Genomic DNA, 13,482 nt, shown 5'->3' on the forward strand with positions numbered 1-13,482 from the left:
GCTCATTCGTCCGCCGCCGGCCACACGCGCTCGAGCTGCCAGACGCCCGCCACCACCGTCACGTCGACATTCGAATCGAGCAACGGCGCGCCGTGATCGGTGATCGTCTGCGTGCCGCCGTCGCGCTGCACGATACGCAGCGACAGCGACGCGCGATCCTCGCCGGCAATCTCCGCATCCCAGTAGTCGCGCAGCGCCTCGCGGTCGCCCGGCTGCACGCGTTCGAGCACGAGCGGCACGCTCGCGATCTGCGACGCATCGACGCCGACGCCGAACACGCGCTCGACGTCACCGCTCCATTCGATCCGCCCCGAATCCGGATCGAGCACGTACGCGATCTGGCCGGCGCTCGCGAGCGCGAGCTCCATGTTGTTCTGCAGGACCGCCGCATGCTCGTGCACGCGTTCGCGCGTCGTCTTCAGCGTGCTCACCGTCAGCACCAGCAGCGACGCGACCGCCAGATAAAGCTGCGCCTCGAGCAACGCACTCCCGTAGTGCTCGTGAAACGACGAGAACGGGCCGTCGCCCTGCGCGGTCTGCTCGATCACGATCAGCGCGAGCGCCAGCACCGACGACGAGCCCGCGCGGCCGCCGAGCAGCAGCGTCACCGCGACGGTGAGGAACAGCGGGATGTACGTCAGCGCGAAGCCGGCGCCGGTGCCGAATTTCCGCGACGTGTCGCCGTCGAAGATCACGAGCGCGACGACCACGACCAGCACGAACGAGACCATGCCGAGCACCAGGTCGAAGCGTTCGTGGTCGCCCGAGCGGTGCGCGCGAAAGCGCGACCATGACGCGAGCACCGGCGTGACCAGCAGCACGCCGACGAAATCGGACGCGCTCCACACCGACCACACGTCGAAGAACGGCGCGCCCTTGACCACCGTGTACCAGGCCGCGCCGCCGATCGCGCCGAGCACGCCCGCGATCAGGCCGGCGAGGATCACCGAGCGCAGGAAGTACAGCCCTTCGAGCGAGAAGCGCACGCGCTGGACGAGCCACACCGCGAGCGCGGCCGCGCCGACCTCGTCGACCGTGAACAGCACCGCGTTGACCAGATTGCCCTGTTCGATGCCGCTCAGCGCGAGCTGCCCGACCAGGAATGCGCCGGCCAGCGTCAGCCATTCGCGCATCGGCCGCAGCATGAACGCGCCGACCGTCACGCCGGCCGGCAGCCAGATATAGCCCGTCAGCCGGACGGGGCCGTTGAACTGGTGCGAGATGTAGCCGGTCGCGAGATACAGCGCCGCCCAGAGCAGCGCGGCGGCGAGGCCCGGCCGCGATCGTTTGGTGTCCATCGAGAATCCCTGTGTGCTGCGCCTGCGGGCGGCAGGCGCGCGATGTGCGAATGATATCGGACGGGGCAGGCCGGGGAATACCGGAAGCCGGAAGCGCGTGCGGGTGCCGGCGCGCCCGCACGCCGGCGGTTGTGACCGGGAAAATATCGGAAAAGTTCGGTGTGTGCCCGGTACGTCAGGGGCATGTCGGAACGTCGTTTTCTCCGGACAGCCAAAATCGCCCGCGGCCGGTGGATCGCACCCGGCATCAGCGGCGGCAGCGGCGGCTGTACGACGGCACGGCGAAGATTCACGCGGCGATCACCGACGCCGGCTTCCGGTCGTGCATGAACTATGGTCAGATCAGCTTCAGCAAGGGCGGCGTGCTCGCCCGCCGAGTCCGCACGCCGCAGTGGCAAACTTCGGACGGAACAAAAACCGAATACGCAATCACGGATGGCCTCGACCATCGCCCGGCCGGCCTGCAGATTCGGTTGCCGGGGCTGTGACGCCCTCTCGCGTCAATCCACTCGCCGCCACACCGAGATCGGTATGTCGCCGTTGGCGCGCGGCGGCACGCGGTAGCTCAGTTCGCCGTCCTTCAATTGATAGCGTCGCGTCTGCGTTTGCCCGGCCCAGTTCGGGTACGACGCATTGCTGATGTGAAACGCGAGCGTGTGGTTCGCGGGATCGACGGTCAGCGTGCCGTAGTGGGTGCTCGAGCCGAGCACGGCTTCCCGGAATTCGTCCGGCGTGCCGGTCGCCTTGTCGTTCGACGCAAAGCGCAGGCGTTCCGACCTGAAGATCTGCAGCGAATAGTGCCCGTGCGCGTCGATCAGCAGCAGCCCCTGCGGATCGGCACCAAAGTCGCGTCCGATCGTACCGTCGGGATGTTGCACGTCGGCTGCGACCAGCGTCCACGCCCCCGCGAGCGACGGCGCGGCCGATGCGTCGCCCGGGATCATCGATGCGGCCAGCAGCATGCCGGGAAAGCCTTGGCGGAATATCGAGCGGATGTTCATTCACTGTCCTCGTCAAAAAGAAGGGAAGCCACCTCACGGACATCCGCAGCCGCGTATCGCGCGCATCCCCGTGAACCGGAACGACCGGTTCACTTGATGGTAGCGACGAGAATGTGAAATAAATACGATAATTCGAAATCGACTTATAAGCAAAACCGAATCATGACGCTTCCGAATCTCGACATGGATGCGCTGCGCACGCTGCTCGCCGCGGATCGGCTCGGCAGCCTCAACCGCGCCGCCGACCGGATCGGCCGCTCGCAGTCGGCGGTCAGCCAGCAGATGCGCAAGCTCGAGACGCAGATCGGCCAGCCGCTGTTTCGCCGCCAGGGGCGCGGCCTCGTGCCGACCGAGGCCGGCGAACTGATGCTGTCCTATGCGCGCCGCATTCTCGAACTGAACGACGAGGCGGTCGGCGCGATCCGCGGCGCGGCGATCGAGGGGGCGGTGCGATTCGGGCTTCCCGGCGACTTCGCCGAATCGTGGCTGCCCGTCGCGCTCGGCCAGTTCAAGCGCACGCACCCGGGCGTGCGCGTCGACATCGTCGTCGACGGCAACGGCGCGTTGCTCGACCGGCTCGATGGCGGCGAACTCGACATCGTGCTCGCGATGGGCCGCGGGCATCGCGCCGACGCCGAACACCTGGTCACGCTGCCGATGGCGTGGATCGGGCCGCAACGCATCGACGTGCGTCCGCGCGCTGGCGCGCCGCTGGATCTGGCGCTGTACAAGCCGCCGTGCCTGTTCCGCAAGGCGGGCACCGATGCGCTCGACAAGGCCGGCATCCCGTGGCGGCTCGCTTACACGACCGGCAGCCTGCAGAGCCTGTGGGCCGGCGTCGCGGGCGGACTGGGCATCACGGCGAGAACGATGGTGGGGGTGCCGCCGACGCTGCGGCCGCTCGGCGAGCGCGACGGCCTGCCGCCGCTGCCGTCGGTCGACGTGTGCGTCCACGCGGGGGGAGGCGACGCGCCTTCCGCGCTCGCGAGCCTGAAACGCGTCGTGGTCGACACGCTGATCGCCAATCTCGCCGATGTGCAAAAGGCGTCCGGCCGGCACGCCGCATGATCGGCCGCGCATGCGCGCCGGATTCGGCGCCGCGCCCTTTGACCGGCTGCCCGACATCGGGAATGATCCGCCGGGGTAACCTTCCCGTCGTCGATCCCGAATGCCCGAACGAACGAGTCCGCCCGATGACACACGCAATCCGCCTGCGCCCGGCGTCTGCCGCCGACCTGCCGTTCCTGTTGAACCTGCGTCGCCTCACGATGACTGAGCACCTGCAACGCGTTGGCGCGCCGACCGATGACGAAGCGCACGACCAGCGCATTCGCGCGAATTTCGACGATGCGATGATCGTCTGCGAAGGCGACGACGCCATCGGCTTGCTGAAGGTGACACGCGCGACCGATGAATGGCACGTTCACCAGATCCAGATCCTCCCCGCACACCAGGGCCGGGGCATCGGCGAAGCGGTGCTGAACGCCCTACTGAGCGACGCCGCACGTGCGCACGTGCCGGTGTCGCTCAGCGTGCTGCATGGCAACCCGGCGCGGCGGCTCTACGAACGGCTCGGCTTCCGCAGCGAATCGGAAACCGAAACGAGCGCGAGCATGGTCTGGCGCGCGTGACGCCCGGCGCGCCGACGTCGCCGCATTACTGCGTGATCTTCGCGTCCTTCAGCAAGTTGCCGATCATCTGCGCACTCGCCTTCTCCACGGCGGCCGCCTGCAGTTGCTGCTGAAGCCCCGGCTTCGCGGTCGCGAAGCTCGGCACCTGCGTCGGCCGCTTCGCATCCAGCTTCACGATCGCCCGCACGCCATCGACCGGGATCGAATCGCTCGTCGCGGCGCCGACCTTCAGTTTCTCGAGCGCCTGCGCGACCGGCAACGGCAAGCCGGACGTCTTGCCTTCCGTCGCCGGCGTGTGGAAGCTCACCCACGGCAGTTCGCCGCCGGTATCGCGGCTCGGCGCCACGCTGTACTGACGCGCCAGCCCTTCGAACGACTTGCCCGCCTTCAGCTCGCTCAGCACCGTCGCGGCCGTCACCGGATCCTGGACGACGATCAGGCGCGGCTTGTACTCGTTCTTGCCGAGCGCGGCCACGAGTTCGTCGTAGCGCGCCTTGACCTGTTCCTCGGTCACCGGCTCGGGCTTCACGTTGTCGCGCAGGTAAAGCTGCACCTCGGCATTCGCTTTCGCCTGCTGCACCGCCGCCTTGACCTCGGGCTTGTCGGCGTAGTTCGCCTTCTCGGCGGCCTGCTGAACCAGCACGCGCGTGATCAGCTGGTTCTTGATCGCCTGGCGGATCTGCGGCGAATCGGGTTGCCCGGACGCGCGCAGCAACGTATCGACGTCGGCCTGCGTGATCGGTGTGCCGTTGACCGTCGCAACGGTCGCCGTGGGCGCCGCCGTCTCTGCGTGGGCAGTACCGCTCAGCGCGCCGGCCAGCATGGCGATCAGCAACAGGCGGTTCGGTGTGGTTTTCATCTTCATCGTTTCGTCACTTCGGCTCAAAAAACGCGGCATGGGGCTGCCGCGCACATTCACCGGCGCTGCAATGCGCCGGCGCAACCAGTCGGTCGATTCGGTTCATCGTCGCGGGCACGCGCAGTGCCTGCCGGTGGCGCTGTCATTGTGCCCGGAACCGATTTTCCGCGTCGTATGGTTGGGGGGGCCGCCCGGCGGCCGGTGAGGCGCGCGTTGCGCACGCCGGTCATTACGGACGCGTGATGTGGAAATTCGATGGAAACGGCATGGAAATCCCGCGAAGTCGCGACGAATACCGATATTGCTTCGCGAGTCCGGCCGCCGACCGAGGTCGAGGCGGCCGCGCGCGCCTCGTCAAAGTCAGGGCGTCCACCGGTACACGGTGATGCTGTTCCCTTTCACGTTGTTCTTCATCACCACGTACTCGCCGTTCGATCGACGGTACGCGCGGATGCTGTACATCGCATCGATCGCGCTGCTGGTATCCACGGTGGCGGGGCTCGCATTGACCAGCGTGGTATCGAGGGTGCCGGTGGTGAGGTTGAACGCGTCCACGTTCGGCCACAGCGGGCCGCTGCTGCTGAACCAGTAGCCGACGAACAGATGGTTGCCCACCGCGTCGATCGATTTCGCACCGCTGTGCGGCAGCGTGATCACCGGGTCCGGCTTCGTCGTGTTGCCCGCGCGCCAGCCGTGATACACCTCGATGCGCGTGCCGATCGACGTCCAGTCGTTGCTCCCGATGGCGCCCTGCGCGAGCACCATCGTGTCGCTGTCCGCGAGATAGACGATGCGCGTGAGCGGCTGGATGCTGTCGGGCACGCGGGTCGCGACACCCGGGCCCCACGACGGCTTGCCGCTCGCGTCGAAGCCGGCCAGCGGGTAGTGGGTAATCGCGCCGGTCTTGTCGAGGCCGGCCCACACGTCGCCCTTGCTGTCGATGCTGAAGCCGCTCGTCACGCGCCGCGTCGTGTTGAACGCGGGGCCCGGGATCGAGCCGTCCGGGATCGCGATATAGCCGTTCGCCGCGTCGAAGTGGAAGAAGTAGAAAATCGGCGGGTTCTGGCCCGCCGCGACGAGAATCCGGTTCGCGCCCACCGACGCGAGCAGCCCGAAATGCTCGTCGCGCTGCGTGTCGCTCATGTCGATGCGCGGATCGGCCGGATACGTGAACGGGTCGACCGTGTTCGCGACGAACGTGCCGCCCGCGCTACCGCGGTACACGTGCGTGCCGCCGTAGAACAGCGCGCCATCCGTGACCGGATCCGGCGCGGCGATGCCTTCGAAGTTCAACGACTGCAGCGTCCAGCGCAGGCTGCCGGTGCTGCTGTACGCATGGATGTCGGTCGCGCCGTTGCGGCCGAGATCCCAGCTGCCGCCCCACGGATTGTTGAGCACGTAGAGATTGCCGCCGGTGTCCTTGCCGAGCCCGACGATGCGCGTGAAGCGCTGCGCACCGACCTGCCCCTTGACGCCCGTCGTCGTGTCGAGATAGCCGCCGCGTACGCCGAATGTGCCAGCCAGCGCGGGCCGGCCCGACACGGTATAGCGCTTGATGTTCTGGTCGGGGCCTTCGTCGCCCACCAGCAACTGCCCGGCCGCCGCATCGAAATACAGCGCCGACGGCTGCGACCCGGCCGGCATCCGGATCGTGTTCAGCAGTGCACCGGCCGGGCTGAAGCCGACGATCGAGCCCGCGCGCTTCTGCGCCACCCACACGTTGCCCGCGCCGTCCACCGCGAGCGCGCCCGGCTCCGCTACGCTGATATCCCGCTGCCACACGCCGTCGGTGGTGAACACGCGCACGCGATTGCCGTAGAAGTCGCTCGCATAGAGCAGCGAGCCGGCCGTCGCGAGCCCGGTGACGACGTCGATGCGCGGCTGGTTGGTCGCCGCGCTGACCTGGATGACGCGGTCGCGATATTTCGTTGCGCGGTTGTAGCGCCCCACCGCGCCGCTGCCGTACGTCTTGCCCGGCTGCAGCGCGACGAACAGCGAGGTCGCGTTGCCCGTGATCGCGCTGCCCTGGAACTCCGAGTGCGTGCCGATCGAGCCGACGCTCTTGCCGTTCTGGTAGATCGCGACGCCCCCCTCATCCTCGTCCCACATCGATGCCGTGTAGATCACGCCTTCGGGCGCGACCCACATCGAGCGCGCGACGTTGCCGACGTGGGCCGCGAGCGTGCCATACGTGTTCGCCAGCCAGTCGGTGGTGTTGCGTGCGTGAACGCAGGGGGTCATCGCGGCGATCGCTGCGGCAAGAAGCGCAGCCTGAAACCGTTGTCTGGCGACCATGACGGATGCGCTCCTGAAGGGTGCGAACATTCACATGAAGGGTCGGCCGGATGGCTTGAAAACCGCGATGCGTCAATTTTTCCCCTGAATCATCCGGCGCGGTCGGTATTACGTGCCGCATGCGTTCGATCATGCGCAGCGCGAGAATAGCGTCATATAAATCGAAAAAAATTGCGGACCGCTCGCGCCGTTGCGCTTTTCACGGGTTCGGCCTCGATGCATTGCCTGTCGCACTCATGCGTGCTGACGGCGAGCGCGGCTGCGCGACAGTGAATGGTCACTTACGCGTCGGATCGGGGTCGGGATAATCAGGCTCGTGCCTGCGGGAATATCGCCGCTCGATCAACGGCGACCGGTTGAAACGGCGAGCGCCGGCGTCAGGGAATCGGCGAGGCCCGCCGCATTCACGGTGGAACGATTCCGCCAAACACAATCGCCGGCCTGAATCCATATCGAATCCAGGCCGGCGATCGTCGATTACCGGGGAGCAGGCAACGCGCCACTACCGCTGCGCTGCCGCACGGCCGTGCCTCATGCCGATGCCGAGGTTTCCGGCACCTTCACCTGCATGGCGCGTCCGTTGTCCGGATCGTTGTCGTCGCGCGGATCGTCGAGCTGCCCTTCCCACTTCGCGACCACGGCCGCCGCGATCGAGTTGCCGACGGCGTTGGTGGCCGAGCGCCCCATGTCGAGGAACATGTCGACGCCCATGATCAGCAGCAACCCGGCTTCGGGCATGTTGAACTGGTTGAGCGTCGCCGCGATCACGACCAGCGACGCGCGCGGCACGCCCGCCATCCCCTTCGACGTGACCATCAGCATCAGCAGCATCGTGATCTGCGTGCCCAGCGGCAGATGGATGCCGTACACCTGCGCGATGAACAGCACCGCGAACGTGCAGTACATCATCGAGCCGTCGAGGTTGAACGAATAGCCGATCGGCAACACGAAGCTCGAGATCTTGCGGTTCACGCCGAAGCGGTCGAGTGCGTCCAGCAGCTTCGGATACGCGGCTTCGGAGCTCGCCGTCGCGAACGACAGCAGGAACGGCTCGCGAATCAGCCGGATCAGCGTGAACGCCCGCTTGCCGAGGAACGTCACGCCGGCGAGCGTCAGCACGCCCCACAGCAGCGCCAGCGCCAGATAGAAGCTCGCCATGAACTTCGCGAACGTGAGCAGGATGCCGAGCCCCTGGGTCGTGATCGTCGACGCCAGCGCCGCGAACACCGCGACCGGCGCGAACCACATCACCGCGCCCGTCACCTTCAGCATCACTTGCGCGAGATCGTCGATCACGCCGGTCAGGCGCTTGCCCGACTCGCCAAGCGCGGACAGCGCGGTACCGAAGAAGATCGAGAAGACGACGATCTGCAGGATTTCGTTGTTCGCCATCGCTTCCGCGATCGACTTCGGCACCAGGTGGACCACGAAGTCCTTCAGCGTGAAGGCGCCCGTCTTCAGGCCGAGGGCCGCATCGGACGCCGGCAGCGGCAGGCTCAGATGGCTGCCCGGTTGCAGGATCGTCGCGGTCAGCAGGCCGAGCAGCAACGACGTGAACGACGCGATGAAAAACCAGCCGAACGCCTTGACGCCGACGCGGCCCACCGCGCTGCCGTCGCCCATCTGCGCGATGCCGACGGTCAGCGTCGCGAACACCAGCGGCGCGATGATCATCTTGATCAGGCGCAGGAACACGTCGGACAGCAATGACACGTAGCCGGCCACCTCCTTCGCCATGTTCGGGTCGGGAAATGCGCTATGACAAGCGTAACCCACTGCGATTCCAAGAATCATCGCGACAACGATGTACTTGGTGATGTTGTGCTTCTTCTTCATTAGTAATCCAAATCACAAAGCGTATGTTGCTAACGGCTGGCACAGCTTTCGCGCCCGGCTACGAATCGAAACCCATGTCTCACTGGGTGCGACAAGTCCGCCGTTGGCGGTCGCCATGGCGGACAAGGGGGGGCATTCTAACGCAAATGGCACCCCTGCTTTCAAATCTGTAAGTCGACCGGGTTGATCTGCGTCCGGATGTCGTTGAAAAGGCAGGTTTTGTCGCGATCCTGCCCGCTTCCTGCGTGGTCGGCGGCGGGGTAATCGAGCCACCTCGCCGTTCGCACCGGGCTCGCCACGGTTCATGTGCCGGCGAGGGGAACCGCGTCGCCGGACTCCCCCGCGCCTCGGCGGCATCGCACTGCGTGACGACACGGCCAACGATCGCGACACATTCTCACAAAGATGCGCAGACCTTGACACTACGGCCCGTAACGCGTCTGTAATATTTGGCAACGATTCGCGGTGACGTCCCGCCCGGGCGCCGATGCGCAATGGCGCAATTGCGCATCGGCAACGCAGAACCGGATTCGAGTCGTTGCTTTCAACAGGCCGAGATATTCATTTTTCTCAGTAATCCTGCCCAATGAATGATCGAGGAAAGGCGGCATCGTGATGAACATCCTGTATACCAACTTCCACGGCGACTACGGCGGCGGCCAGGACACCTACGTCCGCGATCTCGCCGCCGCGATGAGCCGGCACCATCGCGTGACCGTCGCGTCACCGGAAGGCAGCCGCCTGTCGCGACTGCTGAAGGACAGTCCCGACGTGGCCATCTTCGACATGGAATTCAAGCCGCGCTGGAACCGGCTGTGCCAGGAAATCCTCCGGCTGCGCCAGCGGATCGTCGCCGAGCGCTTCGACGTCATCCACGTCAACGGGTCCGCCGATCACCGGCAGGTGATGCTCGCGCTGCTCGGCTGCCGGTATCGGCCCGCGGTCGTGCTCACCAAGCACAACACCTATCGCGCCGACAGCTTCGGCAACGTGCTGCGCGCCCGGCTGGCAACCGACCACACCATCGCGGTCAGCGATTACGTGGCGGGCATGCTCGCGCTCCGGTCGCCGTATGGAAACGTCACGGTCGTCAAGCACGGCGTGCGCCGGCAGGCCGCGGAGCGACTGGCCGGCGACGAAATTCGCCGCCGCAAGATCGCGCTGTTCGGGCCGTCCGGCGCGGACGCGATCGTGCTGGGCAGCAGCGCCGGCACCGCGCCGGAGAAAGGCTGGATGGACCTGATCGCGGCGCTGGGCCGCTTGCCCGAACACGAGCGCGAGCGGTTTCGCGTGCTGCTGGTCGGCGCGGAGCCGACCGGCGAGCAACGCGAGCAGATCGCGCTGCACCGCATGGCCGCGCGCACCGCTTTCACCGGCCGGCTCGACGACGTGCGGACGCCGTTCTCGATCGTCGACGTGTCGTTCGTGCTGTCGTACCAGGAGAGCCTGTCGTATGCGTGCCGCGAAGCGATGTCGCTCGGCTGCCCCGTGATCGTGACGCGCGTGGGCGGGCTGCCCGAGAACGTCGAGCCGGGCGTGGACGGCTGGGTCGTCCCGCCGCGCGAACCCCAAGCGATCGAGGCGATCCTGCGCGCGATCATGCGCGATCCCGGCTGCGTGCAAGCGATGGGATACAACGCGCGGCTGAAGGGCAAGCGCGAGTTCTCGTTCGAACGATTCGTCGACGCGACGCTGTCCGTCTATCAGAAATCGATTCGCCACAACCCGTATCGTCGGGTGACATCCATGAGGTCCGTTTAATGGCCATGAACATCTGGAAGAAGTACTGGGACCTGCGCACGCAGGAGTGCCCGTGCGACGTGCACTTCGTCGAATGGCTGGAAACCGCGCGCCTCAACGGCATCCGCATCTATCACTTCGGCACTGGCGGCCACCACCATGTCGGCGTGGAATGCGCGCGGCCGCACCTGAACAACACCGTCTTCGGCGTGACGGCGTCGCCGAAGGAATACAAGTCGTACATCGATCTCGTCACGCGGCAACCGGAGGTGAGCAAGACCTATCTGGCCTATTTCGGCGACATCTACACGAGCCACTCGGACCTGCTGCCGGCGTTCGACGTCGTCACGCTGTTCCATCTGTGCGAATTCCGCGACGAGACGAACAGCCGCTACGGCGCGAAGACCGACGCCGACGTGCTCGACCTGTTCGCACGCCATACCGCGCGCGACGGCCACCTGCTGTTCTACAAGGGCTCGTCGGCGTACCGGAAGGCCGAGCCGATCATCGAGCGATGGGCGGCGAATGCCGATTTCGTCGAAGTCGGCGACTTCAAGACCCTGCGGATTTTCCGCAAGGCCGCGTAACTCCCCGTTCTCGCGACCCGCTCATGCTACTGCCCGCCACGCGCTACCCGATCCTGATGTATCACCAGGTCCGCACGCCGCAGCCGCTCGACCGGCTGCGCAGCCTGAGCGTCGCGCCCGAGGCGTTCCGCCGCCAGATGACGCTGTTCCGGCGGCTCGGCTACCGCGGCCTGAGCGTGCGCGAACTGCAGCCGTACCTGCGCGGCGAGCGCAGCGGGAAGGTCTTCGGCATCACGTTCGACGACGGCTTTCGCAACGTGCTGACGCATGCGATGCCCGTGCTGGACGCGTTCGGCTTCACCGCGACCTGCTACTTCGTCGCCGGCCGGTTCGGCGGCGAGAACGACTGGGATGCGGGCGCCGATACCGCACGCTCGCCGCTCATGACGTACGCCGACATGCTCGCATGGCGCGATCACGGCCATGAGATCGGCTCGCATACGCTCGATCACGTCGCGCTGTCGCACGTGCCGGCGCACGTATCGGAAGTTCAGATCGTCGAATCGAAGCAGCGGCTCGAAGCGTTGAGCGGCCAGCCCGTCGAATCGTTCTGCTACCCGTACGGCGACCTGGACCCGCGCGTGCGCGACCAGGTCGCCGCCGCGGGTTACCGCAACGCGACGACGACCCGGCGCGGCTGCGCCGATGCGTACGACGATCGGTTCCTGTTGCCGCGGATTCCGGTCGCGGGCGGCGTCGGTGCGATGCGACTGTGGTTCAAGTGTGCAAAGGCGCGGGTTCGGAGACGCAGGTAGTTCACGCTGCCTCGACCGTCGCCCTGGCTATTCCGGCCGCTGCCTGCGGAATGCGAGCAGGCCGGTCAGCGCGATTCCCATAAAAAGGAACCATCCCGGCGCGCGCGTCGTCCAGCCTGCGGCGATGCTGCCGATGAAGTTGCCGAGCATCCCGCCGATCGCCCACGAAATCGCCGACGCGCCGAAATAGCTGCCGGCATTGCCGTCTGTCGTCAGGTTGGCGAGCGCAATATTCGACGCAGGAAGAATCAGGCTTTCGCCTAACGTGAAGACGATCGCGATCACGATCGGGATCACGAGCGACGCATCCGCGCCCCGATCGCCGGCGAACAGCAGTGCCGCAATCGCAAAACAGCCGCACGACGCGACATGCCCGATCGCCATCATCGATCGCCAGTGCGTGCGCTGAAACCAGCCCATGCCGAGCCACGCGGTGGCGATTCCGGTCAACGCGTTCGTGATGTAGAACGGTCTCACGCCGTTATAGCCGTGTGCGCCATGCGAAAAGGTCAACGGGATGAATACGTAAATCTGCGTATACACGGTCCAGAACGGGACAAGCGCCCAGCAGAGCCGGCGAAACCGCCGGTCGCCGAACGCAACCAGCACGCCGCGCAGCGGGTGCGCGGCGACTGCGGTGTGCCGTCTTCGCCCCGCGATCCACGGCGCAACCAGTGCGAGCACCGCGAACACCGCGCCGCTCACCAGAAACGGCAGCGCCCCGTTCGTGTCCGGCACGACGATCAGCAGCGCCGGGCCGATCAATGCACCGAGATTGAGCGCCAGCGTGTTCAGCGCGAACACCTTGGGACGCACGGCGCCATCGAGCGAGCCGAAGATCGAATACGCGGTCGTTTCGTAAAGCGCGGCCCCGAGCCCGGACAAGCACGCCCACGTCAACAGGCCCGGCAGCGACTGCGCATACGCGAACCCGACGAACCCCGCCGCACGGCAAAGCAGGCCGAGCGTCGTCAGCACGCGACTGCTGAAGCGATCCGTCGACGCACCCAGCACCAGCGGCAGCAGCCGGCTCGCCAGCAGATTCACCGTCAGCACGCTGGCGACGCTGCTCGCATCCAGATGGCGCGTCATGGCGAGGAACGCGGCAAGCAGCGGCAGCGAACCGAACACCGACAGGTTCACCAGGAACTGGAAGATCAGCAGCAGCCGCGTCGACGTCGGCACGCCTGCCACGATTCCGGTGAGCCATGCGGCTGGGTCGTTGTGCTTCCGGCGAAACGGGTCGACTCTGTCGCCGGACACACGGCAGTCGCAATCATCCATCATGTTCTCCGCTGACGTTCGATGCCGGCCAGGCGGAGCATGAAAAAAGCCCCGTCCGTTTCCGGCGGGGCTTGGGGTGAGTTCGACGCACTGACCTACGACGCGCAACCTCCTCCCGGCCCGCCATGGGCGGTCGTGGTGGTGGTGGTCGTGGTCGTGATGAAAAGTGCGTGCATGGAGAAGAATCTAGACAACC

13 protein-coding genes are annotated in these 13,482 nt (G+C 66.4%); 7 read left to right on the top strand and 6 right to left on the bottom strand.

The window, feature by feature from the left end; genetic code table 11:
* Positions 1–2: 2 nt before the first annotated feature.
* A complete protein-coding gene (locus LGN17_RS27985) occupies positions 3–1,298 on the bottom strand; it encodes an MASE1 domain-containing protein (protein ID WP_226200129.1) in 1,296 nt (431 codons plus the stop codon).
* Positions 1,299–1,429: 131 nt separating this feature from the next.
* Between LGN17_RS27985 and LGN17_RS27990 the strand changes: the two genes are divergently transcribed.
* Positions 1,430–1,786, top strand: coding sequence for a hypothetical protein (locus LGN17_RS27990; protein ID WP_226200131.1), 357 nt, complete (start codon positions 1,430–1,432; stop codon positions 1,784–1,786).
* 12 nt (positions 1,787–1,798) lie between these two features.
* On the opposite strand, the gene LGN17_RS27995 is transcribed toward LGN17_RS27990, so the two are convergent.
* A complete protein-coding gene (locus tag LGN17_RS27995; protein ID WP_226200134.1) occupies positions 1,799–2,299 on the bottom strand; it encodes a lipocalin-like domain-containing protein in 501 nt (166 codons plus the stop codon).
* Between the two features lie 162 nt (positions 2,300–2,461).
* Between LGN17_RS27995 and LGN17_RS28000 the strand changes: the two genes are divergently transcribed.
* Both LGN17_RS28000 and LGN17_RS28005 read left to right on the top strand, forming a co-directional pair.
* On the top strand, positions 2,462–3,367 hold the full coding sequence (locus LGN17_RS28000) for a LysR substrate-binding domain-containing protein (protein ID WP_226200136.1): 906 nt from the start codon (positions 2,462–2,464) through the stop codon (positions 3,365–3,367).
* 125 nt (positions 3,368–3,492) lie between these two features.
* Positions 3,493–3,930: a GNAT family N-acetyltransferase gene (locus LGN17_RS28005; RefSeq protein ID WP_226200138.1), complete on the top strand. Its 438-nt coding sequence runs from the start codon at positions 3,493–3,495 to the stop codon at positions 3,928–3,930.
* A gap of 25 nt (positions 3,931–3,955) precedes the next feature.
* Here LGN17_RS28005 and LGN17_RS28010 read toward each other — a convergent pair whose 3' ends face one another.
* Positions 3,956–4,795 carry a peptidylprolyl isomerase gene (locus LGN17_RS28010; protein ID WP_226200140.1) on the bottom strand — a complete coding sequence of 280 codons (840 nt, stop codon included), beginning with the start codon at positions 4,793–4,795 and terminating at the stop codon, positions 3,956–3,958.
* On the opposite strand from LGN17_RS28010, the gene LGN17_RS28015 reads away from it, so the two are divergent.
* Positions 4,779–4,994, top strand: a complete 216-nt coding sequence (locus tag LGN17_RS28015; protein WP_226200142.1) for a hypothetical protein — start codon at positions 4,779–4,781, stop codon at positions 4,992–4,994. The two genes, LGN17_RS28010 and LGN17_RS28015, sit on opposite strands and share 17 nt — an antisense overlap.
* 155 nt (positions 4,995–5,149) lie before the next feature.
* On the opposite strand, the gene LGN17_RS28020 is transcribed toward LGN17_RS28015, so the two are convergent.
* The gene (locus LGN17_RS28020; RefSeq protein ID WP_226200144.1) at positions 5,150–7,084 is read right to left on the bottom strand and encodes an SMP-30/gluconolactonase/LRE family protein; all 1,935 of its coding nucleotides are present in this window, start codon (positions 7,082–7,084) and stop codon (positions 5,150–5,152) included.
* Between the two features lie 531 nt (positions 7,085–7,615).
* Complete coding sequence (locus LGN17_RS28025; RefSeq protein ID WP_226200146.1) at positions 7,616–8,920, bottom strand: dicarboxylate/amino acid:cation symporter; 1,305 nt, start codon at positions 8,918–8,920, stop codon at positions 7,616–7,618.
* A 615-nt stretch (positions 8,921–9,535) separates the two neighbouring features.
* Here LGN17_RS28025 and LGN17_RS28030 point away from each other — a divergent pair.
* From LGN17_RS28030 to LGN17_RS28040, 3 genes are read left to right on the top strand one after another with little or no spacing between them, the layout of a single operon-like run.
* Entirely contained in the window at positions 9,536–10,681 is a 1,146-nt protein-coding gene (locus LGN17_RS28030) for a glycosyltransferase family 4 protein (RefSeq protein ID WP_226200148.1), read from the top strand.
* Complete coding sequence (locus tag LGN17_RS28035; protein WP_226200151.1) at positions 10,681–11,247, top strand: hypothetical protein; 567 nt, start codon at positions 10,681–10,683, stop codon at positions 11,245–11,247. Before LGN17_RS28030 ends, LGN17_RS28035 begins: the two co-directional genes overlap by 1 nt.
* Positions 11,248–11,270: 23 nt before the next feature.
* Positions 11,271–12,002: a polysaccharide deacetylase family protein gene (locus LGN17_RS28040; protein ID WP_226200153.1), complete on the top strand. Its 732-nt coding sequence runs from the start codon at positions 11,271–11,273 to the stop codon at positions 12,000–12,002.
* A gap of 27 nt (positions 12,003–12,029) precedes the next feature.
* On the opposite strand, the gene LGN17_RS28045 is transcribed toward LGN17_RS28040, so the two are convergent.
* Positions 12,030–13,265 carry an MFS transporter gene (locus LGN17_RS28045; RefSeq protein WP_226200154.1) on the bottom strand — a complete coding sequence of 412 codons (1,236 nt, stop codon included), beginning with the start codon at positions 13,263–13,265 and terminating at the stop codon, positions 12,030–12,032.
* Positions 13,266–13,482 lie beyond the last annotated feature (217 nt).

Origin of the sequence: Burkholderia sp. AU30280 (genome assembly GCF_020420125.1) — a bacterium.
Taxonomy (GTDB): Bacteria; Pseudomonadota; Gammaproteobacteria; order Burkholderiales; family Burkholderiaceae; genus Burkholderia.

Bases quoted from the DNA above. Each gene is read 5' to 3' on its own strand.
- LGN17_RS28035 (WP_226200151.1), top strand. From the start codon at position 10,681: ATGGCCATGAACATCTGGAAGAAGTACTGGGACCTGCGCACGCAGGAG.
- LGN17_RS28030 (WP_226200148.1), top strand. From the start codon at position 9,536: ATGAACATCCTGTATACCAACTTCCACGGCGACTACGGCGGCGGCCAG.
- LGN17_RS28005 (WP_226200138.1), top strand. From the start codon at position 3,493: ATGACACACGCAATCCGCCTGCGCCCGGCGTCTGCCGCCGACCTGCCG.
- LGN17_RS28020 (WP_226200144.1), bottom strand. From the start codon at position 7,084: ATGGTCGCCAGACAACGGTTTCAGGCTGCGCTTCTTGCCGCAGCGATC.
- LGN17_RS28000 (WP_226200136.1), top strand. From the start codon at position 2,462: ATGACGCTTCCGAATCTCGACATGGATGCGCTGCGCACGCTGCTCGCC.
- LGN17_RS28025 (WP_226200146.1), bottom strand. From the start codon at position 8,920: ATGAAGAAGAAGCACAACATCACCAAGTACATCGTTGTCGCGATGATT.
- LGN17_RS27985 (WP_226200129.1), bottom strand. From the start codon at position 1,298: ATGGACACCAAACGATCGCGGCCGGGCCTCGCCGCCGCGCTGCTCTGG.
- LGN17_RS28010 (WP_226200140.1), bottom strand. From the start codon at position 4,795: ATGAAGATGAAAACCACACCGAACCGCCTGTTGCTGATCGCCATGCTG.
- LGN17_RS28040 (WP_226200153.1), top strand. From the start codon at position 11,271: ATGCTACTGCCCGCCACGCGCTACCCGATCCTGATGTATCACCAGGTC.
- LGN17_RS27995 (WP_226200134.1), bottom strand. From the start codon at position 2,299: ATGAACATCCGCTCGATATTCCGCCAAGGCTTTCCCGGCATGCTGCTG.